The following is a 25,675-nucleotide window of genomic DNA, read 5'->3' as shown; positions in this document are numbered from 1 at the left end:
CGAAACGCAACCTCGACGGGGGTCCGTCGGTTCGTCGACCCACCATTCGTGGCCGTAGAATCTGTAGGTGCAGAACCTCCACGTCATCGCCTACTTCGCCGACGACCCGACCCGGGTCTACCAGCTCCTGCAGTGGATCCCGGTGCTCGAGCGGCTCGATGGCAGCCATCCGGTGGGAATCGTGACCCGCGACCCGGAGACGCACGCGGTGGTCGAGGCGCGCACCTCGCTGCCGGTCCTCCTGGCGCCCGGCTTCGCCGACCTCGCCGCGACGTACGACGAGCTCGACGCGAAGGTAGTCCTCTACTGCAACAACTCGATGCTCAACTTCAACTCGCTGCTGGACGGCCGGATGCTGCACGTCCACATCAACCACGGCGAGAGCGACAAGCAGTCGATGGTGTCGAACAACGCGAAGGCCTACGACCGCGTCTTCGTCGCCGGCGAGGCCGCGGTGCAGCGGCACCGGGCAGCCCTCATGGAGCTCGACGAGTCGCGGCTGGTGCGGATCGGTCGTCCCCAGCTGGACCTGCGCCCCGCTCCCCTGCTGCCGGCGAGCGAGCGTCGCACGGTCCTCTATGCGCCCACGTGGGAGGGCGACGCGGACTACAACGACTACACCTCCGTCGACGTCTTCGGCGTCGAGATCGTCCGCTCGGTCCTGGCGGTCCCGGACGTGCGTCTGGTGTACAAGCCCCACCCGAAGGTGACCACCAGCCAGACCCCGGCCATCCGGGAGGCCCACCAGGCCATCCTCGACCTGGTGGAGCGCGCCGCCGAGCGCGAGCCGGAGGCGGGCCACGCGGCGATCTGGCAAGGCGACATCCTCGCCGTGTTCCCGGGCTGCGACGCGATGGTCACCGATGTGTCGTCCGTCGGCCTGGACTGGCTCTACCTGCAGACCGACAAGCCGCTCCTCATCACCGACCGCCACCACGACGCCGAGCGGCTGCGCCAGGAGGTGCCCGTCAGCCGGTGCGCCGACGTCATCGACACCGACGACCTGCCCCGGCTCACCGCGCTGCTGACGGACCGGCTCGAGCACGACGAGCACCGGATGGCCCGCGCCGCGATGCGTCACCACTACTTCGACGACAACGGCGTCGGCGACAGCACGGTCCGCTTCGTCGAGGCGGTCGGCGCGCTCGTCGCGCTGCGCGACCGGCTGCGCGGAGACCTGGAGCCCGGGAGCGCGGACGGAACTGTCGGAGCGGCCTGACAGGCTGGGCGCATGCCCGACACCGCCACCGTCTACGCCGCCGAGGACCTCTTCGCCGGCTGGCTCGACGAGGCGTCGCGCACCCCGGGCCAGCCGCTGCGCATCCAGGTCGGCCCGAGCCTGCAGACGTTCGAGCCCGAGACAGAGCCGCGGTTCACCGACCCGGGGCACGTCCAGGAGTTCGTCGACCGGGTGCTCGCCCATCTCGTCGCCACCGGCAGCCGGTACGACGACGGCGCGGGCCTGGACCTGGCCGGGGTGCCGGTCGCCGTGCGCCCCCGCCGTGGCCACACCCGCGCCCACTACGAGTTCGACGAGCTGCCCGCCCGCGGGGTGATCGCCATCCCGCCGCGCGAGGTCGGCGGTGCCTGGTCCCTGCGGGCCGCGGTCGTGCTGCACGAGCTCGCCCACCACCTGGCCGGTGCCGGCGGGCACGGACCCGAGTTCCGCACCACCTCGCTGCGCCTCCTCGAGGACATCGGCCTGCCGGTGCTCGCCGACCTGCTCCACACGGCGTACCGGCTGCACGGCCTCGACACCGTTGTGAACGGGGAGGACCGCACCCTGCTGCGCATCGGGCGGCTGCTGCGCCAGGCCGAGCGCACCGCCAACGCCGCCGAGCGGGAGGCCTTCTTCGCCAAGGCGCAGACCCTCGCCAGCCGGCACCAGATCGCTCTCGCGGTGGCCCGCGCGACGGCCGGCGCCGAGGAGCGGCGGGAGGAGCCCACCTGGGAGACGGTGCTCATCGGCGAGACCGGGAAGCGCTCGCTCGCGCGCTACGTCCGGCTGATCCTGGAGATCGCGCGCGCCAACGACGTGCGGGTGGCGATCTACACCAGCAACACCCGGGTCACGCTCTACGGCTTCCCGTCCGACATCGCGGTCGTGCAGGCGCTCTACGCGACGCTGGTGACGCAGATGGTCGCCGACGGCGACGCGCACCTGCGCTCGGGCGCCCACAAGGCCGACCAACGCGAGGTGTGGAACCCTCGCCGCCGGCGCTGGGAGCGCAAGCCGGTCCACGGGTCCACGGCGCGCGCCGCGTTCTACGAGGCGTGGGCCGACCACATCGGAGAGCGCCTCGCCGCCGCCCGGGCGGAGGCGCGGGCGAGCGCCATCGCCGCGGACGCCCCGGTCGCCGAGGGCCCGACGTCGACGGAGCTGGCCCTGCGGGCGCGGGAGGTCGAGGTCGTCGACTACTTCGGCCGCATGCAGCGCGACCACGGCATCCGGGGCACCTGGAAGGGTGCCGCCCACGCCGGGCACGCGGCTCCTGGCTCGCACGAGGCCGGCACCCGCGCCGCCGCCCGGGCGAGCCTGGGCACCGAGCGGGCGATCACCCCGTAGGGCCGGCAGCCCGCACGCGGCGGTTGGCCCGGCCGTTCGCACGGGCGACCAGCTTCTCGCCGCTCGTCACCCGGACCACGAAGAGGTCCTCCTTCGCCAGCCGCTCGGCGACCTCAGCGGTCGCGACCAGTGTGTCGCCGGCCCGGGCGGGCGAGACGTAGTCGATGTGGACCGCGCTCACCACGCCGGAGTGCTCGGCGTCGTTGGCCGCGGCCGCGAGGGCGATCCCCGCGAGCGAGAAGAGGAACGACCCGTGCGCGGTGCCGTGCGGGTTCAGGTGGTCGCCGGTGACGACCACCCGTGCCTCGGCCCGTCCGCCGCCGTGCCCGGCGACGTCCACGCCGAGCGTGGCGGCGAAGGCGTCCTGCGGCGCGCTCACGACCGGGTCCGGCCGGGCGGGTCGATGAAGATGTCGTACTCCAGCTCGCCGGTTCCGCCGTAGGACGACAGGTCCGTGACACCGGCCTCGCGCAGCACGTCCACGTCGAGCACGGCGTTGCCCGTGAACTCTCGGGAAGAACGCGTGAGGATCTCGATCGCCGCATCGGCCACGATCTCGGGCGTGCGCGCCTTCTGCATCGCGTCGTCGCCGCCCAGCAGGTTCTGCACGGCCGCGGTGGCGATGAGGGTCTCCGGCCACAGGCAGTTCGCCGCCACGCCCGCCTCGGCGTACTCGGCGGCCCAGCCGAGGGTCAGCAGGGACATGCCGTACTTCGCCAGGGTGTACGCCGGATGCTTGCCCAGCCACTCCGGTGACAGGTTGAGCGGCGGCGAGAGGGAGAGGATGTGCGGGTTCACGCTCGTGCGCAGGTGGGGCAGGCATGCCCGGGTCAGCAGGTAGGTGCCGCGCAGCTGGATCTGCGTCATCAGGTCGAAGCGCTTGACCGGCAGCTGCTCGGTGCCGTCGAGCGCGATCGCGGAGGCGTTGTTGAGGCAGATGTCGATGCCGCCGAAGCGCTCGACCGCGCGGGCCACGGCGCTCTCGACGGAGGCCTCGTCGCGCACGTCGCCGACGACTGCCAGCGCTCGGCCGCCAGCTGCCTCGATCTCCGCCGCCGCCGTGTGGACGGTGCCGGGCAGACGGGGGTCGGGCACGTCCGTCTTCGCCAGCAGGACCACGTTGGCGCCCTCCCGCGCCGCGGCCAGCCCGATCGCCAGCCCGATCCCCCGGCTTCCACCGGACATCATCAGGGTCCGCCCCGCAAGTCGCTTCTCAGTCATGGAGGAACCGTTACACGTTGGCGACAGGCGCGCCAAGACTGTTAGACATAGATCACAACATCTGCGCCACAGCCGTCGCGACTCTGTAACATGTCGCTCGCCATGGCCGCCCCGGATCTCAAGCCCGTCACGACGCGCTCCGCGCTGCTGACCCTGCTGCTGGGCGCCGACGTGCCCCGGCTGTCCACCCGTGAGCTGGTCGCCGCCGCATCGGTGGTGGGCTTCGCGGAGCCGACCGTGCGGGTCGCGCTCTCGCGGATGACCGCGGCCGGCGACGTGGTCCGTGACGGGGACGGCTGCTATCTGCTCTCCGAGCGGCTGGCCGCGCGCCAGCGACGGCAGGAGGAGGCCGCCCATCCGTCGCTGCGGAGGTGGGACGGCACGTGGGAGCTCGTCGTCGTCACCGCCGCCGGACGGACAGCGAGCGAGCGCGCGGACCTGCGCGCCGCGCTGGGCGAGCTCCGCCTCGCCGAGCTGCGCGAGGGCGTGTGGACCCGGCCGGCCAACCTCGAGCTGGCCTGGCCGGAGACGGTCAGCGAGGTGGGCGAGCGATTCGGCGGTGCCGCGCCCGCCGCGGACGCGGCCGCGCTCGCGGCGCGGCTGTGGGACCTCGACGGCTGGGCCGCGACCGCGCGCCGCCTCCTCGAGGCCACCGACACCACCGACCCGGTGCTGCGGTTCACCGCCTGCGCGACCTCGGGACGCCACCTGCTCGCCGACCCCGTCCTGCCAGCGGACCTGCTGCCGGACGACTGGCCGGGCGACGCGCTGCGCGCCTCCCACGTCGCCTACAAGCAGTGGGTCGTGGACATGCGCCGCAGCCTGACCGGGTGAGCAGGCCTCCCCGGTCGGTCAGTCGGCGGCGGGCACGGGCTCGCTGCGGAACCGGTTCGGCCGCCCGGCGATGCCGAGCGCGCGCCACACCCGGCGGGAGACCGGGTTCATCAGGCCGGTCTCCTCCGCCAGCATCCGCACGTCGCCGAACATGTCACGCAGGAACTTCCGCGACTCCGGGCTGCGCCACCAGATCTCCCGCGCGACCTCCTTCGGGATGCCCATGTCGCGCATGGCCCTCGGCCCGGGGACGACGATCGCGTCGCACAGCAGCCGCATCACGACGGGCGTGAGGACCGAGGCGAATGCACGCTCGAGACGGTTGAGCCGGGGCGCCCGGTGCTCGAGGAACTGGTGGGCGAAGCCGATGTGCCGCGCCTCCTCGGCGACGTGGATCTGGCTGATCCGCTCCAGCAGCGGGTGCATCGGCGTACCGGAGCGCAGCATCACCTTCTGCACGTAGTCGATCGGCTCCTCGCCGCCGAGCACGCCCACGAAGAAGAGGAACGGCAGGTGCTTCGCCGCGAGCGGGAGGAACGGACCGAGCGCGCGGAAGACGCTGTGCGCGCCGGGGACGTCCAGGCCGGTCCGGTTGACGAACTCCTGGAACATCTGCGTGTGGTGGCACTCCTCGGTCGCCTCGTGCGTGGAGTAGCGGAACTCCGCGCGGCCGTTGGGCAGGTCGAGGCAGTACATCATCAGCCCGGCGATCAGCACCTGCTCGAACTGGAGACCGACCTTGACCACATTGGTCTGCCGGTAGAAGCCCACCGCGATCTGACGCTCGACCGGGAGCGAGCGGTACCACGCGGTGCGGCCGAGCGGGTCGACGTCCGGGAGGATCCAGCGCGGGTCCGCGGGGTCGATGGCGTACGCCGGGTCGTCCCACGCGATGTCGACGAAGGCGTCGAAATGGTGCTCGACCGAGGCCTCGGACAGTGTCCGCAGCTGGTCCTGGTAGCTGGTCGCGTCGACGCCGATGCCGCCCATGGCCACATGTTACCGTCGGTAACATCTAACGCAAGGGCGGCGTCGGCGTGGCGGCTCAGAAGTGGGTGCCCCCGTCGATGCGGACCTCGGTCCCCGTGATGAACGCCCCGTCGTCGCTGGCGAGCATCGCCACGACGCCGGCGACCGTCTCCGGCCCGGCGAAGCCCTGCCCCAGGGCAGGGGCGAGCTTCGCGAACAGACCCAGGTCGGCGTCCTCCGGGAGGCCGGGACCGACACTCTGCCCGCTGGCGCCGCTGCCGTCGGTCATGCCGGACGAGATCGAGCCGGGCTGCACAGCGGTGAATCGGATGCCGTCGCCGGCGTACTCGGCCGCCAGGGCGTGCGTCATCGACTGGATGCCGCCCTTGCTCGCGGCATAGGCCGCCATGTACGGGTGCGCGAACATCGCCGAGGTGGAGCTGAAGTTCACGACGGCGGCGCCGGCGCCCTCGCGCAGCGCGGGGACGGCCTCCCGGATGACCAGGAAGGTCCCGACCAGGTTGACCCGGAGCACCTGCTCGAAGGCCTCGACCGTGGTCTCGTGGGTGTGGCTCGAGCGCAGGATGCCGGCCGCGTTGACGAGGGCGTCCAGCCCACCGAGGTCGCGCACCGCCGCGGCCACCGCCGCCCGCACCGACGCCTCGTCGGCGACGTCGACCACCACGGTGCCCAGCCGGTCGGTCCCGCCGTCGACGGCCGCGGCCTTCGCGACCGTGTCGTCGAGTCCGGCTCTGCTCACGTCGGCGGCCACCACACGGCCGCCCTCGGCCAGCATCCGCAGCACCGTCGCCTGGCCGATGCCCGACCCGCCTCCGGTCACCAGCACCCGGCGTCCCTCGTAGCGGTTCATCAACGTCCCCTCTCTCGATCGCCGCGCAGGCCCCTGCCCGCGCCATCTGGCACAACGTGCCGATACGGCACAATATGCCCGGACGCCGCCGGGGCCGATACGCTCGTCCCCGTGAGCGAGACGGGGAGCCTGACCGAGCGGCGCAGGGCGGCGACCCGGCTCGAGATCGCCCGGACGGCGGCGCGGCTGTTCACCGAGCACGGCGCGTCGGGTACGACGGCCGAGGCGATCGCGGCGGCGGCCGGGATCGGGCTGCGGACGTTCTACCGCTACAGCCGTACGAAGGAGGATGCCGTGGCGCCGCTGCTCACCGTCGGCGGCGACGCCTGGCGCGCGCGGCTGGCCGCGACCGAGCCGGGCGCTCCCCTCCTCCCCGCCGTGGAGCGGGCCATCCGGGCGAGCCTCGGGGCGGGCGACGAGGACGGCGACCTCGCGTCGGTCCGCGGCCTGCTGCGCGCCGCCGGGGAGGATCCCGACCTGGCGGCGGTCTGGTACCGGGTGAACCGCGACTCCGAGGCCGGGCTGCTCCCGATCCTGGCGCGGATCGCACCGGGCGCGGACCCCCTCGAGCTGAGGCTGGTGGCGGCCGCGGCGACGGACGCGATCCGGGTGGCCCTCGAGTCCTGGGCCGAGGGCGAGGAGCACGCGGCGCCGGTGGAACTGGCCGTGCGCTGCCTGCGCGCGCTCACCGCTGGGCTGCCACGCCGACCTTGACCAGCAGCTTGCCGAAGTTGCGGCCGACGAGAAGGCCGCGGAACGCCTCGGGCGCGTTCTCGAGACCCTCGACCACGTCCTCGCGGTAGCGGACCCGGCCCTCCCGGACCCACTGCGTCATGTCGCGCTGGAAGGGCTCGCCGAGCGTGGGCTCGAACTCGCTCTGGATGAACCCGCGCACCGTGAGGCTCAGGGTGAGGACCCGGCCCATGAACGCCGGCAGGCGGTCCGGGCCGGAGGGCGCCTCGGTGGCGTTGTAGTTGGCGACGAGCCCACAGACGGGGATGCGCGCGTAGGTGTTGAGCCGGCGGGTCACCGCGTCCGCGACCGGCCCGCCGACGTTCTCGAAGTACACGTCGATGCCGTCCGGCGTCGCCGCCGCGAGCTCGTCGCGGAAGGTCGGCGAGCGGTGGTCGAGCGCGACGTCGAAGCCGAACTCCTCCGTCAGCGCCCGCACCTTGTCCGGACCGCCTGCGATGCCGACCGAACGGGCGCCCTTGACCTGGGCGATCTGGCCGACGGCTGAGCCGACCGGGCCGGTCGCCGCGGCGACCACGACGGTCTCCCCCGGCTGGGGGCGGCCGATCTCCAGGAGCCCGGCGTACGCCGTGAAGCCGGGCATGCCCAGCACCCCGAGCGCCGTCGAGACGGGGGCGGCCTCCGGGTCGAGGCGGCGCGTGTGGCGGGCGTCGGCCACAGCATGGGTCTGCCAACCGGTGTAGGCCAGCACGACGTCGCCCACGGCGCGCCGCTCGGAGCGGCTCTCGACGACCTCGCACACGGTCTGGCCGACCATCACGCCGCCGACCGGCACCGGCGCGGCGTACGACTTCGCCTCGCTCATCCGGCCCCGCATGTACGGGTCGAGGGAGAGGTAGATCGTGCGCAACAGCACCTGGCCCTCCGCGAGGGCGGGCAGGTCCTCGGTGACGAAGGCGAAGTCGTCGTCGGTGGGCTCCCCCACGGGGCGGGCGGCGAGGCGGATCTGGGTGGTCTGCACGGGTCGAACGTAGTCGTCAGGCCGTGAAGAACCGCCGCGTGGCCTCGTCCGCCGGCAGGAAGGTCTCCAGCGCCAGGCCCTCCAGCGCCGCGTCGGTGGCGGTCTGCAGCTGCGCGGAGGTGCTGAACATGCGCAGCAGGTCGTCGCCGTAGCGCAGCTCCAGGGTGAGCACCGGGCCCGTCGTCGCCGGGTCGAGGCGGGGTACGCCGCCCGCGAGCTCGGCGATCTCGGACGCCAGCGCATGGTGGCGCGGGTCGTGCGTCCGCTCGGCCCGACCGGCCGCGCGGTGGTAGAGATGGGCCGCCCACTGGTCGAGGTTCTCGATCCTCCTCGCGAGCCCGTCCGGGCGCAGGCACAGGCGCACCACGTTGAGCGGCGGCTCGAGGAGCTCCGGCGCGCACCCCTCGAGGAAGGGCGTCAGCGCCGTGTTGGCGTCCACGACGTCCCAGTAGTCGTCGAGCAGGATCGCCGGGTAGGGCAGGTGCGCGTCGAGCAGGCTGCGGAGACCGTCCATCACCACCGCGAGGGACCGGTCCTCCAGGGAGCGGTCGGGATAGCGCGGCGCGTAGCCCGCGGCCAGCAGCAGCCGGTTGCGCTCACGCAAGGGGATCTCCAGGTTCTCGGCGAGGTGCAGGATCATGTCGGGCGTCGGGTGGGCCCGGCCGGTCTCCACCCGGCTCAGGTGGCGGGTCGAGACCGTCGACAGGTTCGACAGCTCCTGCTGGCTGAACCGGCGGCGCTCTCGCCACGAACGAAGCATCGGCCCGACCTGCGGGCTCTCCAGCACTGCGGTCATGGGTCGCAGCCTAGGGAGGCGGTGTCCGGGCGCCCATGACCTCGGAGGTCATGGGGAGCCAGAGACGACAGAGCCCCTCCGACCGTGACGGTCCGGAGGGGCTCTGCATGCGGTCGGGCTGACAGGATTTGAACCTGCGACCCCCTGACCCCCAGTCAGGTGCGCTACCAAGCTGCGCTACAGCCCGATGCCCCGTCCGGAACCAGCCGTCCGGAGCGGGGGGAACACTACCGCAGGCCCGTGGGCTCCCCCGAATCGGCCTCGCTACGGGCGCGCCGGGTCACCGGAAGTCCCGCGAGGACTGCCGCGCCTGGAGCGCGTCGCCGGCGCCGGGGAGGACGGCGTCGAGGGGCTCGACGCGGTCGGCGACGAGGTTGGTGACGCCGTCCTGCCGCTCGACCTTGCCGCGGATCACGACGGCGACCCGGTTGCGGGCGGCCTGGCGGTGGGCGCGCATCACGCCCTGGGAGCAGATCACGTTGAGCATCCCGGTCTCGTCCTCGAGGTTGAGGAAGGTGATGCCGCCAGCGGTGCCGGGGCGCTGGCGGTGGGTGACCAGCCCGGCGACGTGCACCCGTCGCCCGGCCTCGGCGGTCGCGAGCTCGCCCACGGGCTTGATCCCGGCGGCGGCCAGGGTGGCGCGGAAGTGCTGGATCGGGTGGACGTCGGTCGAGACCCGGGTCGCCCAGAGATCGGCGAGGGTCGTCTCCAGCGGCGACATCTCCGGCAGCGTCGGCGGGGCGGGGGCGGGGGTGCTCCCCGGCAGCTGGGCGGCGTCCTCGGCGTACCCGGCCATCCACAGCGCCTGACGACGGTCCAGGCCGAGGCAGTCGAGCGCACCGGCCGTGGCGAGCGCCTCGAGCTGGGCCTGGCTCAGCCCGGCGCGTCGCGACAGGTCGCGGATGTCGGCGAACGGCGCATCGGCGCGCGCCTGCACGATCCGGGTCGCGACCTCCGTGCCGATGCCCTTCACCGCGTCGAGCCCGAGGCGCACGGCCAGCGCGCCGTCGTAGCGCAGCGGGTCGGCGGAAGGCTCCTCGGAGGTCTTCGGAGCCGGCTCGAGCCCCGCCTGGACGCCGGAGCGCGCGAGGTCGGGCGGCAGTACGAGCACCCCGTGGCGGCGGGCGTCGGCGACCAGCGACTGCGGTGAGTAGAAGCCCATCGGCTGGTTGCGCAGCAGGCCGGCGAGGAAGGCGGCCGGGTAGTGGAGCTTGAACCAGGACGAGGCGTAGACCAGCAGCGCGAAGCTGAGCGCATGCGACTCGGCGAAGCCGAAGCCGGAGAAGGAGAGGATCTGGACGTAGATGGCATCGGCCGCATCCCCCGTGATGCCCTTGCGCGCCATGCCGGCGTACAGCTTGTCCTTGACCTTCTCGATCCGCTCGACGCCGCGCTTGGAGCCCATCGCGCGGCGCAGCAGGTCGGCGTCGTCGGCGCTGCAGTCCCCGAGCGCGACGGCCATCTGCATGAGCTGCTCCTGGAACAGGGGGACGCCGAGGGTGCGCTCCAGGATCGGCCGGAGCAGCTCGTGCTGGTAGGTGACCTTCTCCTTGCCGGTCTTGCGGCGGATGTAGGGATGGACCGCGCCGCCCTGGATCGGGCCGGGGCGGATCAGCGCGATCTCGATGGCGAGCTCGTAGAAGCACTCGGGCTTGAGCCGCGGGAGGGTGCCGATCTGGGCGCGGGACTCGACCTGGAAGACGCCGATCGAGTCGGCGCGGCCCAGCATCTCGTAGACCGCCGGCTCCTCCTTGGGCAGCGTGGCCAGGGTCCACTCCTGACCGAGGTGCTCGGCGACGAGGCGCATCATGTGGTCGAGGGCGCCGAGCATGCCCAGGCCGAGCAGGTCGAACTTCACCAGTCCCATGGACTCGCAGCCGTCCTTGTCCCACTGCAGCACGGTCCGCTTGTCCATCCGCGCCCTCTCGATCGGGCAGACCTCGCCGATCGGGCGCTCGGTGAGCACCATGCCACCGGAGTGGATGCCGAGATGGCGAGGGGCGGACATCAGCTCCTCCGCGAGGGCGACGACCGGGTCGGGGATGCCGAGGTCCCGCTCGACCTCGCGTCCCCAGCTGTCGACCTGCTTGGACCAGGCGTCCTGCTGGCCGGTGGAGTAGCCGAGCGCCTTCGCCGCGTCCCGTACGGCCATCCGGGGGCGGTAGCTGATCACATTGCACACCTGCGCGGCGTTGCGACGGCCGTAGGTGTCGTAGACCCACTGGATCACCTCCTCGCGCCGGTCGGAGTCGAAGTCCACGTCGATGTCCGGCTCCTCCTCGCGGTGCTGGGAGATGAACCGCTCGAAGGGCAGGTCGTAGAGCACCGAGTCGATGGCGGTGATCCCGAGCGCGAAGCACACCGCCGAGCTGGCGGCGGAGCCGCGGCCCTGGCACAGGATCCCGTTGTCCCGTGCGAACCGCACGATGTCGTGCACGATGACGAAGTAGCCGGCGAAGTCCTTCTCCAAGATCACCGTCATCTCCGCCTCCACCCGCTGCCGGGCCCTCCCGGCGTGCGGCAGGTGCGCGTACCGCTCCGCGAAGCCCTCCTCCACGAGGTGGCGCAGTTGCTCGCCTGCCGTGCGCCCCTCGGGGATGCCCTGCTTGGGCAGCCTCGGGGAGGCCTTGCGTAGGTCGAAGGCGAGCTCGCGGACCAAGGCGACCGAGCGTCGCACCGCGTCGGGGCGGTGGGCGAAGCGCCGCATCATCTCCTCGCCGCTGCGCAGGTGCGCCCCGCCGGACAGGTCGAGCCAGCCGTCGAGCTCGGCGATGCTGCGGCGGGCACGAATGGCGGCCATCGCGGCGGCCAGGCGCCGCTTGTCCGGAGTCGCGAAGTGGACGTTGCCCGTCGCCAGCACCGGCAGACCGCGGTCGTCGGCGATCCGGGCGAGCAGGTCGTTGTCCTCCTCTCCGCCCGGATGGTCGCTCGCCGTCAGCTCCACCACGACGTGCTCGCGCCCGAAGCGCCGGGTCAGCTCGTCGAGGGCGGCGGCCGCGGCCACGGGACCATGCTCGCCGAGCGCCCTCCGTACGGCGCCCTTGCGGCAGCCGGTGAGCACCATCCAGTGCCCTCTCCCCCGCTCGGCGAGCTCGTCGAGGTCGTGGGCGGGGCTGCCCTTCTCCGGCGCCCGCAGCCCGGCCTCCGTGATCGCCCCGGAGAGGCGGTGGTAGCCCTCCACGCCGCGCGCGAGCACGAGCAGGTGGGTGCCCTCCGGGTCGGGGATGCCGTTCTGGGAGCGGTGGACGTCGAGGGTGAGCTCGGCGCCGTACACGGTGGGCAGACCGTAGTCGGCGCCCGCCTCGGCGAACAGCGGCGCTCCGGCGAAGCCGTCGTGGTCGGTGAGCGCGAGACCGTCGAGACCCAGCCGCACGGCCTCCTTGACCAGGTCCCCCGGAGAGCTGGCGCCGTCGAGGAAGCTGAAGTGGCTGTGGCAGTGGAGCTCGGCGTAGGGCACCGACTCGGCCGGTCGGTGAACCAGCTCGGGCTCGACGCGGGGTCGCTTCCGTCGCGACACCGGCGCCTCGAGGGCCGGGACGCGTCCGGACAGGCGGCGCTCGAGCTCGCTCCACGGGACCGGGGGGTTGTTCCAGCCCATGGTCTGCTCAGGCGACCAGGCCGTAGCGGCCCGGACCGATCTCCACGTAGCGCGGCTCCCGCCAGCCGGGCGGAGCGGGGGCGGTGGCGACGTACCGGTGGCCGGTGGGGGTGATGGTCTCGACCTCGGGGCGCTCGCGCGGGCTCGAGACCACGCGTTGTCGCCAGCCCGGCGCCTGCTTGGCGTGGTTGCACGCCTCGCACAGGCCCTGCCCGTTGGCGGCGCTCGTCGCGCCGCCCTCCTCGACGGGCGTGAGGTGGTCGGTGTGGCGCACCGGGGCGTCGCAGTAGGGACTGGCGCAGATCCCCAGCCCCTGCAGGGCCAGGAGCTCGGCGATCCCGTCGGGGAAGAGGCGCTGGCGACTGGTCATCGCCACCAGCCGGCCCAGCCGGTTGCGGTAGAGCCGGCGGAACCACGCCGTCGCGTCGTCCAGGGCGTGGGCGGCCAGCTGGCGGGCGACCTCGGCGGGGAGCACCTCCCCCGCCACACCGTCGCCGGACAGCACGGCGGGCGCGTGGCCCCCGGCGAGGGTCTCCTCGGACATGGTCAGGTTGATGGTGACGGGCACCGCGGGGGCACGCTCGGCGCTGCCCGTGTCGGGCAGGCCGGTCAGCCGAGACAGCATCAGGTCGGACATCAGCTGGCCGAGCGAGCGCTGGTCGCCCTGGGCACGAGCGCTCAGCGCCGCCGCACGGACGGACGCGTACGCCGCGACCGCCTGGGCGACCGGCATCAGCCCGGTCAGGTAGGCCATCGTGTCGGGCGCGGGCCGGACCGTGACGTTGCGGTCCGCCTCGGCCCGACGGGCGCGCCGCGCGACCGCTGCGGGGTCGAGCTCGGCCGCCAACCGGCGCACCCGGCCGAGGAGCTCGCGGGTGCCGACGCCGGCGAGGGCGCGCGGGTCGGCGCAGAGCTCCTCGTCGACGAAGGACCGCTGCTCGGCGCTCAGGCAGCCGGTCTCGCGGGCCAGGATCGTGGCGCGGAACTCGTTGAGCGAGCCGTCGCGGAGCCGGGCGAGGGTGTGCGGCATCTCGGTGACGAGGACCTTCGCGAGGCCCAGCAGGGACTGACCGCGGTGCGGCGACTCGCGCCGCGCGAGCGCGACCTCCGCCGCGATCCCCCGGCCCTGCCGCGCGGCCGGCACGCCCGCCCGCGCCTGCTCCGCGCGGCGCCGGGCGTCGAACGCGACCGCCGCCTGCGCCTGGGCGGCGCACGCCGCGGACTTCAGCTCCTCGAGCGCGGCGATCAGGTCCACCTGGTCGGCCGATCCACCGGCCGATCCACTGGCGGATCCACCGGCCGATCCCTCATCGCACCACGCGACCACCCGGTCGGCGTACGACCGGATCTCGGCGGCGGTGAGGGGTGCGTCCATGACCACATCCTATCGAACACCTGTTCGATCTCCAACTGGCTACGCTGCCGCTGTGGACACAGTGCGACAGGTGCAGGTGACCTTCGACTGCGCGAGCCCGCGCGCGGTCGCGGACTTCTGGAAGGCGGCGCTCGGGTACGTCGACCCGCCCTACCCGCCCGACCCCGACGACGCCTGGGCGGTCTGCGAGGACCCCACCGGCGCCGGCCCTCGGATGTACTTCCAGCGCGTCCCCGAGGGCAAGACGGCCAAGAACCGGGTCCACCTCGACGTCGGCGTCGGCACCGGTCTGACCGGCGACGAGCGACTCGCCGTCCTCGAGGCGGAGGCGACGCGGCTGGAGGCCCTCGGCGCACGGCGCGGCCGGCTGCTCCTCGCCGACGAGGAGAACGAGTCCTGCCAGAACATGTTCGACGTCGAGGGCAACGAGTTCTGCCTCGACTAGCTCCTCGCCGATGAGTCCCGCCGCCGGGTCCGGTCGTCCTAGGCATCGGCCCTCGACCGGAGGGCCCCCGGACGAGGAGATCCCCCATGGCATCGGTGCGCACCCATCTGTGGTTCGGCAACGACAAGGCCGTCGAGGCCGCGAAGTTCTACGCCGAGCACATCCCGAACTCGTCGGTCGGCCAGGTCCTCACCGCCTGGACCGAGCCCGGCACCTCCGTCGCCGAGGTCGTCGAGTTCACCGTCGCCGGCCACGAGGTCATCGGCCTCAACGCCGGACCGGAGTTCCACCTCAACGAGTCGTTCTCCTTCTACCTGAGCGTCGAGGGCCAGGAGGAGGTCGACAGGTACTGGGAGATCCTCACCGCCGACGGCGGCGAGCCGGGCCCCTGCGGCTGGTGCAAGGACAAGTACGGCGTGTCCTGGCAGGTCATCCCCCGCGAGCTCGAGGAGCTCTGCGGCGACTACACCACGCCCGCCAACCAGGCGGCCTGCCGGGCGATGCTGACGATGGGCAAGATCGACATCGCCGAGCTGCAGGCGGCGTACGACGGGGCGTGAGGTTTTCGTGGAAGCAGCTGCGGCCGGCAGCCGAGTTCCGACCGAGACTTCTGCGGCCCGCTGGCGGATGATCGTCGATCAGCTGCGGCGCCGAGAAGCATCAGTACGCTTGATTGACCCCGTGCACGGCCTGCTCGTAGGTGAAGCCTTCAAACTGCAACTGCGAGATCAGTCCGGCCCGAGAGAAGGACGAGTAGTCGAGATAGTCCTTCGCCTTCTGCACAGCCTGCTTGAACCAATCGACCTTCAAGTAGTCGACAGCGAAGGTAGCGTCGGAAGTGCTGAAGCCCTCAAACTCCAACTGATTGATTAAGCCGCTCCGCGAGAATGACGAGTAGTCGAGATAGTCACTAGCTTTCTCGATCGCGTTGTACATCTCCGACGTGATCTTCCATCGACTCGGATCATTGGGGAAGTCGTCCACGGAGTTGGCACGCTTGTCTCCGTCTGAGTCCTTGCTGTACCGCTCGTCTTTCGGAAAGTCGTCGATCGCGTCTGCTACCCCGTCGCCGTCAGTGTCCTTGCTGTACTTCGCATTCTCCGGAAAGGCGTCCTTGTAGTCGGGGACGCCATCCTTGTCAGTGTCGACGTCGTCTCTGGTCCGCACCTTCGGATCACTCGGGTCAGGGTCATCCACATCAGCGGCGCCGTCGCCATCTGTGTCTACGTCTTCCTCAGTCCGAACGTTCGCGTCAGTTGGGTCGTAGTCCTCCCCGTCACTCACGCCGTCGCCGTCGGCATCTGTCTCGGACTCCTCAGAAGAGGTGTCCTTGGCGTCGGCCGCTCCGGAGGAGGAGTCCTTCCCCGTGTCCTGGTCCTCCGAAGACACCGCAACCAGGATTCCTCCGAATCCGCAGCACAGGACCATGATTCCACCGACGACGCCAAGCGCTATCCATAGCACCTTGTTCTGGCGCTTCGGCGGAGACGCCAGATAAGGCTGAGAAGGAGGCGGGGGCGGAGGCGCGGGCACTGACATGGAGACACTCCGACGACAGGTGACTGGTTAGCTGGAGGATAAGAGAGATCGCGACCTCGCGTTCGGTTTCGACGAAACGAATCCTCGCAACAGGACGTAGAACTCCCTTGCCCGAACCGGAGACGTCCTCCGGCTCCGAGTGCGCCGTGGCAATGTCGCCGACCCCCTCCCGCCGATGCGGTCCACCCACCGCCCGTCATACTCGACGTACCCGAGGTGACCGTTCGTGGAGCAGGCGCCCGAGCTGCGACCGTGGAGCGGATTGCCGCCGCCTCCGGCACCGTCGGGAGCGACACCACCAGCCTCGCCGATCTCGCGCAGCTTCTGGGCGCCGAATGGCTGCTCGCCGCGGCGCTGACCGGAGACGGTGCGTGAGTCAAGCCCGCGCTAATTGATGATCTCGCCTCGCTCGTCCGCCGCCAGCTCGGCCAGCCGGTCCCGCCATGCCTGCAGCGCCTCCGGCGCCAGCCGGGTCCAGTCGGTGACCTCGCCGACGACCTTCAGCGGCTCTCGGCTGCGATAGGACCGCGTGGGGTTGCCGGGGAACTTCTTGTCCGTGACGTTCGGGTCGTTCTCGAAGTCGCCCGTCGGCTCCACGAGGTACACCCGCGGCTCGCCGTCGCCCGCCGCGAGCTCGGCGGCGAGGCCGGCGCCGTCGACGAGCGCGGTGAAGTAGATGTGGTTCATCACCACCTCCGGGCGGTAGTTCGACCGAAACCCGGCGGTGAGCAGGTCGCCCTCCCGCAGGTCGGCCTTCGTGCCGTGGAAGAAGGGCCCCTCGTCCAGTACGTCGCTCACGGCTCGAGCCTAGGCGCTGTACCGTTCGGACATGTTCGCGGAATGGCTGGGCGTGCTCGGCATCAACTACGCCTTGAGCCTCCTCGCGGTCATCGACATGTTCCGGTTCCGCCCGGCCACGTGGCACCGCGCAGGCCAGAACCGAGCGCTGTGGATCGCCCTCTCCCTCCTGCTCCCGCCGCTCGGTGGGCTTCTGTACCTGACCGGACCGCGGCTCCGCCTCCGCCAAGCCGTGCGCGCGATGAGGACTGCCGTCGCCTCTGGGACGGACGACTCGGCGTCGCGCGCCACCCGCGCCGCGGCTCCCTGACCTCAGAGGTCCTCGAGGTCCGCGTAGATCGCCGCGTGGTCCGAGGCCTCGTGCTCGGGCCGGTCGAGCGTCGGGAAGACCTCCCACGGGTCCTTCGTGCGGCTGCCGCGGTAGACGCCCTTGCGGTACACCCCGCCCCCGGTGGCCCGGGCGAAGAGGGGATCGGACAGCAGGACGTAGTCGATCTTGTCCTTCTCGTTGCCCGAGCCGTAGGTGCCGCGGCGGTGGTTCCAGTCGAAGTCGGGGTGCGCGCTGATGTCGGTGAGCCCCGGCAGCGAGAGGAGTGGTGCGAGGGCGTCGCTCGCGGGGTCGTCGTTGAGGTCGCCGGTGATCGCGACGTACTCGAGGCCCTCCTTGCGCAGGGCCTTGTAGATCGCGGCCACCCGGCGGGCCTGGCGCTTGCGCCGCTTGGCGCCGATCGGGTCGTTCCTCGAGGCATAGCCCTTCGACTTGAAGTGGTTGGCCAGGACGACGAGACGGCTGCCGCCCGGGGTGTCGAAGTGGTACTCGCAGCAGTCCCGGGAGAACACCGGGCCCTGCGTGTCGGCGTCGAAGATGTGCGTGCGCATCTGCGCCAGCGTGTAGCCGGGCGCCGCCATACAGCCGACATCGATGCCACGGGTGTCGTTGCCCTCGACGACCATCACCTGCGGGTACGGCGTGCCGCCCACGGCCGGCAGCATCGCGCGGTTGAACATCTCCAGGCCCGGCCGGTCGTCGGCCTCGACCACGGTGAGGACGTCGGCGCCGAGCTCCTTGATGACGAGAGCGGTGTGCTCGGTGGCCCGCACGTTGACGGCCACCGTCTTCAGCTCGACCCAACCCACCCAGTCGGCCCGGCCCTCCGCGACCAGCGTGACCGGTCCGGTCATCGGCCGGCGCAGCAGCCGCCCGCGCAGCTTGCGCAGCCGCACGAACGTGCCCTCGTCGTCGTTCAGCACGCCGAGCTGGTCGAGGAGGTCGAGGATCTCGGCCTCCACGCCGGCGTAGCTGGCCCGCTCGAAGAGCTCCGAGACCCGCGCGTGGGCGGCGAGGATCCGGCTGCGGGTCTCGGCGTCGGCCTCGCCGCTGTCCATCGCCTTGGGCCGGGCGAAGAGGTTCTCGACGTTGAACGACGCGATCCGCATGCGTCCACGATGGGCGGGTGCCGCACGCGGGGCAATGGCCCGAACGGGCCCCCTAGGGTCGTGCGGCGCAGGCGACGCACCGGCGTGCCGACGGCCGGGCCTCGAGCCGCGCGGAGGCGATCGGCTCGCCGCAGCGCTCGCACACGCCGTACGTCCCGGCGTCCAGGCGCGCGAGGGCGGCGTCGACCTCGGCGAGATGGCGGCGGACCTGGGCGACGAGGGTCGCCAGCTGGGACCGCTCGAATGCGATGGTCGCGCCCTCGGGGTCGTGCTCGTCGTCGGCGTTGGTGTCGCGCGAGGCGGCGACGACCTCGTCGAAGCTGCCGGTCAGGCCGGAGAGCCGGCGGCCCGCCTCGGCCCGCTCGGCCTCCAGCAGTGCGCGGGGGTCCATGGGAGGCCACCCTGCCACCGACGACCGACACCCCTCGACCAGACCTAGAACACGTTCTACAGTGCGCCCATGGACCTCGTCGCGATCGAAGAGATCAAGCGCCTCAAGTACCGCTACTTCCGCACCCTCGACCTGAAGCGCTGGGACGAGTTCGCGGACTGTCTCGCCGAGGACGTGCGCGCCCGCTACGGGACCCAGGCGATGGGCGAGCCGCTGCACTTCGACAGCCGCACGGAGGTCGCCGAGTACATGGCGGCCAACCTCGGCCCCGGGATCATCACGGTCCACATCGCCAACCACCCCGAGATCGACGTCGACGGCGACGCCGCGACCGGCTCCTGGGCCTTCGAGGACACGGTGATCGTGCCGGACTTCCGGATGCAGGTCCGCGGCGGCGGCTACTACCAGGACACCTACCGTCGCGACGCCGACGGGTCCTGGCGGATCGCCTCGACGCAGTACGAGCGCATCTACGAGGCGACGACCTCCCTCGAGGACACACCGAGCTTCCGGCTGATCGCCAACCGCTGGGACCCCTCGCTCGCCCACTGAGGCGGCTGTCGGCCCGGCGAGCGGGTACGTCGGGTCCATGACGAGCACACCCAGTGACGACCAGCGCGAGGCCGAGCGGGTGGCCGAGCGGGCCGAGCTCCTGCCCGAGGAGCAGCAGGCGGGCAGCGAGGATCCGCAGGACCAGGCCGCCGCGATCCTCGAGGAGTCCGACGAGCGCGTCGACGACCCCGAGGGCACCCGCCGGGAGAGCTCCCAGACACCGGGCGGGTGACCTCGGGGCGCTCCGTCAGTGCAGCTCGAGCTCGTGGAAGGGGTAGTCCCTCGGCCCGAGGAACTCGGTGCCCGGCACCACGCGGCCGTTGGGGTCGGCGGAGTTGACGTAGTTGTTGAGGCTGCGCGGCGCCTGGCGGTAGATCAGGTCCACCCAGTCGGCGTACTGCGCCGCCATCAGCGCGTCGTCGCGGAAGATGACGTTCTGCTCGTCGGAGTGCCAGCCGAGCTGGGTCCAGTTCTCACTGCTGGAGAGGACGACGTTGCCGTCGGCGCGGCCGTCGACGTTGCCCTGGACCGCCAGCCCCTTGAGGTGGACATAGCGGTCCTTGAACTTGTTGGCCGTCGCGCCGGTGATGTACACCATCTGCTTCGCCGGCAGGCCCCGCAGGATGTTGCGGATCTTCAGCGACATCATCATGAACACGATCCGCACGTCGCAGCCCGCGCGGGCCAGCTCCCGCACCTTGCGCGCGACCCGCGCACCGCGCTCGTCGCCCCAGACGGCGTTGGCGATGCGCACCTTCGTGCGCCCACCCGGGACGTTCGCGGCGCCCGTGCACCGCACCTCGTCGAGCACCTTCAGCGCCGGGTCGACCTTCTTCTTGTGGGGCGCGAACATCGAGGTGATCGTGCCGACCGTGAACCGCAGCGGCTTGGTGTTCCTGTCCTTCTTCGCCTGCTTCCACATCGTCATCCAGCCGTCGTAGACGGCCGGGTTCTCGGTGATCGTGGTCCAGTCGTTGAACTGCTGCACCGCCGCGGCGCCGGTGAAGTTGCCGGAGCCCTGCATGGCGATGTGGCTGGTGGCACCGGACCGGCTGACCAGCATCAGCTTGGAGTGCATGGCACCGCCCTTGCCGCGGCAGGTCGCGACGCAGGTGCGGATCCAGCTGCGCTGCGACTTCGGCCGCTCGGCGTTGCCCTTCGCCAGCGCCTTGCGCAGCACCGGGTACGACCGCCCCGGCCCCTGCGACCGCGCCAGACCGCGGGCCATGATGATCTGGACCGAGACCCCTCGCCGGTGGGCGTTGATGAACTTCTTGGCCAGCTTGGGCGAGTCGAAGTTCCACGTCATCAGCCGGATCGACTCGCCCGCGGGGACGTTCTTGACCGTGTGGATGATCTTGCGCTGGATCTTGGTCCGCTTCTTCTTGCGGAAGGGGTGGTTGAAGACGATCCCCGGCGTCACGACGTACGACGGGTCGGGCGCGCGCTTCACGACCGTGGACGCGGCGGGCGCGGCCTCCGCCCGCGCCAGGACGCCCTGGCTCCCGGCCAGCAGCCCGATCCCGAGCAGCAGCGCGACCCCCGCCGCGACCACCCCTCGCGTCCGTCCGACCGCCGACGTCCCCCACTCGAACCGCACGATTCCCACTCCCTGATGTCCCGGACTGTTCCGCCCTACCAGCGGGAGCGGGGCGCGATCCATTACAGGGTCGCGGCGGCGGGCTTGCTCACTCGCGCAGGAGCCGGTCGATCTCGGCCAGCACGCCCTTGCGGTTCTTGCCGCCGATCTCCCGCTCCTGCACGCGGCGCAGCTCGGTGGGACCCAGTCCGGCGATCCGCGCCTTCACCTGCGGGACGGTGAGGGTGTCGAGGTCGGGGACGACGAGTGTCTCGACGTTGTCGAGCGGCGGAGGCTCGACGGTCGGCTCGTCGTCGCCCACCGCGGCACTCCGGCGGCGCCCGGGCAGCAGCTGGCTGGGCACGAGCGGCAGCCTCGGAGCCTGCCCCCGCACGGTGTCGAGGACCTGCAGGAGAGCCTGGGAGTAGGCCTTGCCGGTGCTGACCAGCTGCCCGAGGAGGCTGTCGGCCTCGTCGCGGGTCAGCGAGCCGCGGGCGACGAGGTCGTCCATCAGGCTCTGCAGCCGGGTCATCTGGATGGTGACGCTGTGCTCGAGCGCGCCGTGCAGGGCGCGCAGGTTGCGCCCGACGAGGTCAGCCGGCTTCCCGGTGCGTCCCATGGGTCAATCGTACGCCGCCTCCACCTCCCAGCTCCCCGGATCGCGCCAGCACAGCAGCCAGGCCCGGCCGTCCACGCCGACCACCTGGAAGCGGGCCGCCCTCCCCGAGCCGGATGCCGAGCCCTGGCCGGGGTTCGCGGCCAGCCACCAGCCCTCGTCGACCGGCCACGGCCCGGCCCAGGACGCGACCGGGCACCAGCGCCGTCCGATCCGGATCCGCCACGGCTCCCCCGTGACCACCCCGCGGGCGGTCACGGCGACGGGGACGGACGCCTCGTCGACGACCTCGGCCTCGAGGGGCGTGGCGAAGACCCGGCTGGGCGCCGGACCGGGGATCCGCCCTGGCCAGGGCCGGTCGACGGGGCGCAGGCCGACCGGGCGCTCGCCCCACGGCACCAGCGCCTGCCGGTCCGCCGCGCCGCGCCCACCCTGGAGGACCGGCACCCGGACGGCGTCGTACCCGACCATCGCCTGGACCCGCGCGACCCCCCGCACGACCTGCTCCTCCGCGCCGCCGCCCCACAGCCCGTCGGCGTGGTCGCCGGCGGGCTCGACGACCTCGGGCAGGAAGCGGACCAGGGTGACCGCGGAGGTGATGGCCTCGCCGGTGGACTTGCGGCTGCGCAGTCCCGAGGACGCCATCCCCGCCTGGAGCTGCCAGTGCACGCGGTCCACCAGGTCGCGGGAGGTGAAGCAGCGCGGGTGCAGCCAGGTCCGGGTGGACACGCCCTGCCCGTCGTGCGACGGCGACGGCTCGAACTCGGCCTCGACCCGCACCGAGGTGGCCACCAGCTGCCTCTCGGCGAGCCCGGCGACGAAGCGCTCGGCGGTGGTGCGGACGCTGAAGGTGACCGCCTCCGCCGAGTCGAGCGGAGGCTCGAAGGAGATCTCGCACGCCAGCTCGGGCGGTGGGGTGCGCGCGGCGAGCCGGGTGACCTCCCTGCCCTGCACGCGGCGCCACACGTCGGTGCCGTAGCTGCCGAAGCGGTTGGCGACCTCGCCCGCGCCGAGCCGGGCGAAGTCGGCGAGCAGCACCAGGCCGAGGCGGCGCAGCAGGTCGGCGAGCTCGGCTCCCTCGGGCCCGTCGTCGGCGAGCACCGTGACGGGCAGAGCGCGCAGGAACTCCGCCGAGCCGCCCGGGGCCACCGACAGGCAGGCCTGCGGCGGCGCCTGCCGGGCCGCCCGCTCCGCGGTGTAGAGATCGTCGGCCGCGCCGAACCGGCTGTCCCACACGCCCGCCTCGACGAGATGCTCGGCGAGCACCGCGGCGGCTGTCTCCTCGCCGTCGAGGCCGGCCCGGGCGAAGTAGCGGCCGGGCGCGGGGACGGCGAGCAGTCCCGGGCGCAGCGGAGCCACCCCGGGCCGCACCGCCTCGACCGTGGTCAGCACCGGCTCGAACCACCGCGCATCGCGCTCGGGGCTCGCGTCCAGCAGCACCAGCTCGGGGCAGCGGGCCTGGGCGTCCCGACGCCGCTGGCCGCGCCGCACACCCTCGGCCCGCGCGGCGGCGTTGCACACGGTGACGACGTTGTTGGCCAGGACGGCGGCGGGCGCCGCCGTGGTCACGGCTGCTGGGCCGGCTGCCGGACCGGCTCCTGGACCGGACGCTGGGCCGGTGTCGGAGTCGGCGAGCTCCAGCATGCCTGCGGTGACGGACCAGTCCGGGCACCACAGGACCATCGTCCGCGTCACAGCGCCACCTCGGTCCGCACCGGCATCCGGGCCCCGCCGCGCACCACGAGCGTGGCCCGCCGCTCGCGCAGCCGGCCGCGCCCCTGCCCGATGCCCTCCCAGACGACCTGCTCGGCGCTGATCCTCGCCTCGCAGCGCGGCCACTCCCCCTGCACGACGAGCACCGCCGAGCGCGCCCGGAGCCGGGCCTCGAGGATCGAGGCGGACTGGGCGTCGACCCCGCCGGGCGGGCGCAGCACGACGACCTTCACGACGTCGACGAGGGCCGCGGCGACCTCCAGCCAGTGCTCCCCCGGCGCGGGGACGAGGACCGTGCGCCCGAGCACGATCCCGCGCTGGTGGGCGGCCTCGGCCCCGAAGTCGTCCCAGCCCGTGAAGCCGACCCACTCCCCGGCCTGCGAGGCCCCCGCGGCGAGAGCCATGGCGAGGCTCGCGGAGTCGACGCCGTAGACCCCGCCGGTGCGCAGCTGGACCAGTCCCGAGAGCTCCGGGAGGACCGGGACGCCCAGCCGGGTCGGACCGCCCTCGAGCGCGGCGATCCGCCCCCGGAGCTGGTCGAGGACGGCGGCTTGGCTCACTCCCCCATGTTCGAACATTTGTTCGAACATGGCAAGCGGGTGCCTCCCGGCGACCCCGAGGGACTCAGCGGCGCGCGCGCTTCTCCCGCGGCTGCACCTTGATCTCGATCGGGGTGCCGACGAAGCCGAACTCCTCGCGCAGCCGGCGCTCGATGAACCGCTCGTAGCCCTGGTCGAGCTTGCCCGTGGTGAACAGCTTGAACACCGGCGGCGCGCTCTGCACCTGGCTGCCGAAGAGGATCCGCGGCTGCTTGCCGCCCCGCACCGGGTGCGGGTGCTCGGCGACGATCCGGCCGAGGAAGGAGTTGAGGGAGCCGGTCGAGATCCGGGTCTCCCAGCCCTCGATCGCGCGGTCCAGGGCCGGGACGAGACGGTCGATGTGCCAGCCGGTCTTCGCGGTGATGTTGATCCGCGGCGCCCACTGCACCTGGACCAGGTCGCGGTCGATCTCGCGGTCGAGGTAGAAGCGGCGCTCGGCGTCGACGAGGTCCCACTTGTTGAAGGCGATCACGAGCGCCTTGCCGGCCTCGCGCACCTCCTGGAGGATCCGCACGTCCTGCTCGGCGATCGACTCGTTGCCCGCCAGCACGAGCACGCACACCTCGGCGCGCTCGATGGCGGTCGAGGTCCGCAGCCAGGCGTAGTACTCGTGGCCCGACGCCTCCTTGACCCGCTTGCGGATGCCCGCGGTGTCGATGAAGCGCCACTGCCGCCCGCCCAGCTCGACCAGCTCGTCGACCGGGTCGACGGTCGTCCCGGCGACGTTGTCGACGACCACCCGCTCCTCGCCGGCGAGCTTGTTGAGCAGCGAGGACTTGCCCACGTTGGGACGCCCCACGATGGCGATGCGCCGGGGCCCGCCGACCTCCTGCTCGGGCCGCTCCGGCGTCTCGGGCAGCACGGCGAGCACGGCGTCGAGCAGGTCGCCCGAGCCTCGGCCGTGGAGCGCGGAGACGGTGTGCGGCTCGCCGAGGCCGAGATTCCACAGCCCGTGCGCCTCCGCCTCGGCGCGCTCGTCGTCGACCTTGTTCGCCGCGAGCACGACCGGCTTGCCGGACCTGCGCAGCACCCGGACGACGGCCTCGTCCGCGTCGGTGATGCCCACCGAGGCGTCCACGACGAAGAGCACCGCGTCGGCGAGGCTGACCGCCACCTCGGCCTGGGCCTTGATCCGCTCGGCCATTCCGCGGGCGTCGGGATCCCAACCGCCGGTGTCGACCAGGGTGAACGCGCGTCCGGCCCACTCGGCGTCGTACGACACCCGGTCGCGGGTCACGCCAGGGATGTCCTCGACGACCGCCTCGCGACGGCCGAGGATCCGGTTCACCAGGGTCGACTTGCCGACGTTCGGGCGGCCGACGACGGCCAGCACCGGGACCACCCCGGCCGGGGCGACTTCACTCATCAGGTTCTCCTTGCGGGAGCGGGCCGGGCAGGCTCCGCCCCGTCTCATCCAGGGCAACGGCCAGCTGCTGCTGCATGTGGTCGCGCAGCGCGGCCGAGGTCAGACGGACATTCTCCCGCGTCCGGGGCCAGGGCACCGCATCGACGGCAGAGGGCTCTCCCACGACGATGTCGATCCGGGCCCCCTTGCGGGGCAGCGAGCTGCTGGAGCCGCCTGGCTCACGGGTGCCCAGGAAGGTCAGCGGCACGACGGGCGCGCCGGTGACCAGCGCCAGGTAGGCCGCGCCACCGCGGAAGGTCTCCAGGTCACCCGGCCCGCGGGTGCCCTCGGGGAAGACGCCCACGGCGCCACCCTCGCCGAGCACCCGCAGCGCGGCCCGCACCGCGGCCGGGTCGGCATGGAAGCGGTCCAGCGGGATCTGCCCCGACGCCCGCAGGAAGGCACCCAGCGGTCCGGCGAACATCTCGACCTTGGTCAGCGCATGCACCGGTCGCGGCGCGAAGATCGCCATCAGCGGGCCGTCGACCAGGCCGATGTGGTTGCCGGCGACGACGACCGGGCCGGTCGCCGGGAACCGCTCGGCATGGTGCACCCGGACATCCCAGCGGCGCCGGATCAGCCAGCGCGCCCCGGGTCTGCCCGCAGCCAGGAGCCCGCGTGCGGGGCGCGGGACCCGATGCGACGAGCCGGGTGGAG

28 protein-coding genes and 1 tRNA gene are annotated in these 25,675 nt (G+C 72.4%); 10 read left to right on the top strand and 19 right to left on the bottom strand.

Annotation, left to right across the window (positions count from 1 at the left end; genetic code table 11):
* Positions 1-67: 67 nt before the first annotated feature.
* Both ACJ5H2_RS09975 and ACJ5H2_RS09970 read left to right on the top strand, forming a co-directional pair.
* Positions 68-1,219, top strand: a complete 1,152-nt coding sequence (locus ACJ5H2_RS09975; protein ID WP_408899405.1) for a CDP-glycerol glycerophosphotransferase family protein — start codon at positions 68-70, stop codon at positions 1,217-1,219.
* A gap of 12 nt (positions 1,220-1,231) precedes the next feature.
* Complete coding sequence (locus ACJ5H2_RS09970) at positions 1,232-2,566, top strand: DUF2786 domain-containing protein (RefSeq protein ID WP_408899404.1); 1,335 nt, start codon at positions 1,232-1,234, stop codon at positions 2,564-2,566.
* Here the strand turns inward: ACJ5H2_RS09970 and ACJ5H2_RS09965 are convergent.
* Both ACJ5H2_RS09965 and ACJ5H2_RS09960 read right to left on the bottom strand, forming a co-directional pair.
* On the bottom strand, positions 2,556-2,945 hold the full coding sequence (locus tag ACJ5H2_RS09965; RefSeq protein ID WP_408899403.1) for a hotdog fold thioesterase: 390 nt from the start codon (positions 2,943-2,945) through the stop codon (positions 2,556-2,558). The two genes, ACJ5H2_RS09970 and ACJ5H2_RS09965, sit on opposite strands and share 11 nt — an antisense overlap.
* Positions 2,942-3,787, bottom strand: a complete 846-nt coding sequence (locus ACJ5H2_RS09960; RefSeq protein ID WP_408899402.1) for an SDR family oxidoreductase — start codon at positions 3,785-3,787, stop codon at positions 2,942-2,944. Before ACJ5H2_RS09960 ends, ACJ5H2_RS09965 begins: the two co-directional genes overlap by 4 nt.
* A gap of 102 nt (positions 3,788-3,889) precedes the next feature.
* On the opposite strand from ACJ5H2_RS09960, the gene ACJ5H2_RS09955 reads away from it, so the two are divergent.
* On the top strand, positions 3,890-4,621 hold the full coding sequence (locus ACJ5H2_RS09955; RefSeq protein WP_408899401.1) for a PaaX family transcriptional regulator C-terminal domain-containing protein: 732 nt from the start codon (positions 3,890-3,892) through the stop codon (positions 4,619-4,621).
* Between the two features lie 18 nt (positions 4,622-4,639).
* Here ACJ5H2_RS09955 and ACJ5H2_RS09950 read toward each other — a convergent pair whose 3' ends face one another.
* A complete protein-coding gene (locus ACJ5H2_RS09950; RefSeq protein ID WP_408899400.1) occupies positions 4,640-5,611 on the bottom strand; it encodes an AurF N-oxygenase family protein in 972 nt (323 codons plus the stop codon).
* A 55-nt stretch (positions 5,612-5,666) separates the two neighbouring features.
* Positions 5,667-6,461 (bottom strand): SDR family NAD(P)-dependent oxidoreductase, encoded by a 795-nt coding sequence (locus ACJ5H2_RS09945; RefSeq protein ID WP_408899399.1) that lies wholly within the window; start codon positions 6,459-6,461, stop codon positions 5,667-5,669.
* Between the two features lie 111 nt (positions 6,462-6,572).
* Here ACJ5H2_RS09945 and ACJ5H2_RS09940 point away from each other — a divergent pair, with 111 nt between their 5' ends.
* The gene (locus ACJ5H2_RS09940) at positions 6,573-7,175 is read left to right on the top strand and encodes a TetR/AcrR family transcriptional regulator (RefSeq protein WP_408899398.1); all 603 of its coding nucleotides are present in this window, start codon (positions 6,573-6,575) and stop codon (positions 7,173-7,175) included.
* Here ACJ5H2_RS09940 and ACJ5H2_RS09935 read toward each other — a convergent pair.
* From ACJ5H2_RS09935 to ACJ5H2_RS09915, 5 genes are all read right to left on the bottom strand, one after another.
* Positions 7,147-8,175, bottom strand: a complete 1,029-nt coding sequence (locus tag ACJ5H2_RS09935; protein ID WP_408899397.1) for an NADP-dependent oxidoreductase — start codon at positions 8,173-8,175, stop codon at positions 7,147-7,149. The two genes, ACJ5H2_RS09940 and ACJ5H2_RS09935, sit on opposite strands and share 29 nt — an antisense overlap.
* Positions 8,176-8,191: 16 nt before the next feature.
* Positions 8,192-8,971 (bottom strand): helix-turn-helix domain-containing protein, encoded by a 780-nt coding sequence (locus tag ACJ5H2_RS09930; RefSeq protein ID WP_408899396.1) that lies wholly within the window; start codon positions 8,969-8,971, stop codon positions 8,192-8,194.
* 113 nt (positions 8,972-9,084) lie between these two features.
* Positions 9,085-9,158 (bottom strand) — tRNA-Pro (locus ACJ5H2_RS09925).
* A gap of 93 nt (positions 9,159-9,251) precedes the next feature.
* Positions 9,252-12,569 carry an error-prone DNA polymerase gene (locus ACJ5H2_RS09920; RefSeq protein WP_408899395.1) on the bottom strand — a complete coding sequence of 1,106 codons (3,318 nt, stop codon included), beginning with the start codon at positions 12,567-12,569 and terminating at the stop codon, positions 9,252-9,254.
* A gap of 7 nt (positions 12,570-12,576) precedes the next feature.
* Positions 12,577-13,944, bottom strand: coding sequence for a DUF222 domain-containing protein (locus tag ACJ5H2_RS09915; protein WP_408899394.1), 1,368 nt, complete (start codon positions 13,942-13,944; stop codon positions 12,577-12,579).
* 52 nt (positions 13,945-13,996) lie between these two features.
* Between ACJ5H2_RS09915 and ACJ5H2_RS09910 the strand changes: the two genes are divergently transcribed.
* Complete coding sequence (locus tag ACJ5H2_RS09910) at positions 13,997-14,389, top strand: VOC family protein (protein ID WP_408899393.1); 393 nt, start codon at positions 13,997-13,999, stop codon at positions 14,387-14,389.
* 86 nt (positions 14,390-14,475) lie between these two features.
* Positions 14,476-14,949 (top strand): VOC family protein, encoded by a 474-nt coding sequence (locus tag ACJ5H2_RS09905; RefSeq protein WP_408899392.1) that lies wholly within the window; start codon positions 14,476-14,478, stop codon positions 14,947-14,949.
* Between the two features lie 100 nt (positions 14,950-15,049).
* Here ACJ5H2_RS09905 and ACJ5H2_RS09900 read toward each other — a convergent pair whose 3' ends face one another.
* Positions 15,050-15,928, bottom strand: a complete 879-nt coding sequence (locus ACJ5H2_RS09900; RefSeq protein WP_408899391.1) for an Ltp family lipoprotein — start codon at positions 15,926-15,928, stop codon at positions 15,050-15,052.
* Positions 15,929-16,180: 252 nt separating this feature from the next.
* On the opposite strand from ACJ5H2_RS09900, the gene ACJ5H2_RS09895 reads away from it, so the two are divergent.
* Positions 16,181-16,303, top strand: a complete 123-nt coding sequence (locus ACJ5H2_RS09895) for a hypothetical protein (RefSeq protein WP_408899390.1) — start codon at positions 16,181-16,183, stop codon at positions 16,301-16,303.
* 12 nt (positions 16,304-16,315) lie between these two features.
* On the opposite strand, the gene arr is transcribed toward ACJ5H2_RS09895, so the two are convergent.
* The gene (gene arr, locus ACJ5H2_RS09890) at positions 16,316-16,726 is read right to left on the bottom strand and encodes an NAD(+)--rifampin ADP-ribosyltransferase (RefSeq protein WP_408899389.1); all 411 of its coding nucleotides are present in this window, start codon (positions 16,724-16,726) and stop codon (positions 16,316-16,318) included.
* Positions 16,727-16,757: 31 nt separating this feature from the next.
* Here arr and ACJ5H2_RS09885 point away from each other — a divergent pair, with 31 nt between their 5' ends.
* The gene (locus ACJ5H2_RS09885; RefSeq protein WP_408899388.1) at positions 16,758-17,036 is read left to right on the top strand and encodes a PLDc N-terminal domain-containing protein; all 279 of its coding nucleotides are present in this window, start codon (positions 16,758-16,760) and stop codon (positions 17,034-17,036) included.
* A 2-nt stretch (positions 17,037-17,038) separates the two neighbouring features.
* Here the strand turns inward: ACJ5H2_RS09885 and ACJ5H2_RS09880 are convergent, their stop codons facing one another.
* Positions 17,039-18,163 (bottom strand): endonuclease/exonuclease/phosphatase family protein, encoded by a 1,125-nt coding sequence (locus ACJ5H2_RS09880; protein WP_408899387.1) that lies wholly within the window; start codon positions 18,161-18,163, stop codon positions 17,039-17,041.
* 52 nt (positions 18,164-18,215) lie between these two features.
* On the bottom strand, positions 18,216-18,554 hold the full coding sequence (locus ACJ5H2_RS09875) for a TraR/DksA family transcriptional regulator (RefSeq protein ID WP_408899386.1): 339 nt from the start codon (positions 18,552-18,554) through the stop codon (positions 18,216-18,218).
* Positions 18,555-18,623: 69 nt separating this feature from the next.
* Here ACJ5H2_RS09875 and ACJ5H2_RS09870 point away from each other — a divergent pair, with 69 nt between their 5' ends.
* Positions 18,624-19,106 carry a nuclear transport factor 2 family protein gene (locus ACJ5H2_RS09870; RefSeq protein ID WP_408899385.1) on the top strand — a complete coding sequence of 161 codons (483 nt, stop codon included), beginning with the start codon at positions 18,624-18,626 and terminating at the stop codon, positions 19,104-19,106.
* A gap of 37 nt (positions 19,107-19,143) precedes the next feature.
* Positions 19,144-19,338, top strand: a complete 195-nt coding sequence (locus ACJ5H2_RS09865; protein ID WP_408899384.1) for a hypothetical protein — start codon at positions 19,144-19,146, stop codon at positions 19,336-19,338.
* 15 nt (positions 19,339-19,353) lie between these two features.
* Here the strand turns inward: ACJ5H2_RS09865 and ACJ5H2_RS09860 are convergent, their stop codons facing one another.
* From ACJ5H2_RS09860 to ACJ5H2_RS09835, 6 genes are all read right to left on the bottom strand, one after another.
* On the bottom strand, positions 19,354-20,706 hold the full coding sequence (locus ACJ5H2_RS09860) for a phospholipase D-like domain-containing protein (RefSeq protein WP_408899383.1): 1,353 nt from the start codon (positions 20,704-20,706) through the stop codon (positions 19,354-19,356).
* Positions 20,707-20,794: 88 nt separating this feature from the next.
* The gene (locus ACJ5H2_RS09855; RefSeq protein ID WP_408899382.1) at positions 20,795-21,304 is read right to left on the bottom strand and encodes a hypothetical protein; all 510 of its coding nucleotides are present in this window, start codon (positions 21,302-21,304) and stop codon (positions 20,795-20,797) included.
* A 3-nt stretch (positions 21,305-21,307) separates the two neighbouring features.
* Positions 21,308-22,996: a DNA polymerase Y family protein gene (locus ACJ5H2_RS09850; RefSeq protein WP_408899381.1), complete on the bottom strand. Its 1,689-nt coding sequence runs from the start codon at positions 22,994-22,996 to the stop codon at positions 21,308-21,310.
* Complete coding sequence (locus ACJ5H2_RS09845) at positions 22,993-23,574, bottom strand: hypothetical protein (protein ID WP_408899380.1); 582 nt, start codon at positions 23,572-23,574, stop codon at positions 22,993-22,995. Before ACJ5H2_RS09845 ends, ACJ5H2_RS09850 begins: the two co-directional genes overlap by 4 nt.
* Before the next feature lie 64 nt (positions 23,575-23,638).
* Complete coding sequence (gene der / locus ACJ5H2_RS09840; protein WP_408899379.1) at positions 23,639-24,979, bottom strand: ribosome biogenesis GTPase Der; 1,341 nt, start codon at positions 24,977-24,979, stop codon at positions 23,639-23,641.
* On the bottom strand, positions 24,972-25,571 hold the full coding sequence (locus tag ACJ5H2_RS09835; protein ID WP_408899378.1) for a lysophospholipid acyltransferase family protein: 600 nt from the start codon (positions 25,569-25,571) through the stop codon (positions 24,972-24,974). The genes der and ACJ5H2_RS09835 overlap by 8 nt, the downstream gene beginning before the upstream one ends.
* Positions 25,572-25,675 lie beyond the last annotated feature (104 nt).

This window comes from Nocardioides pymetrozini, from assembly GCF_046058985.1.
GTDB lineage: Bacteria > Actinomycetota > Actinomycetes > Propionibacteriales > Nocardioidaceae > Nocardioides.
This window is presented reverse-complemented; position numbering and strand designations above follow the sequence as displayed.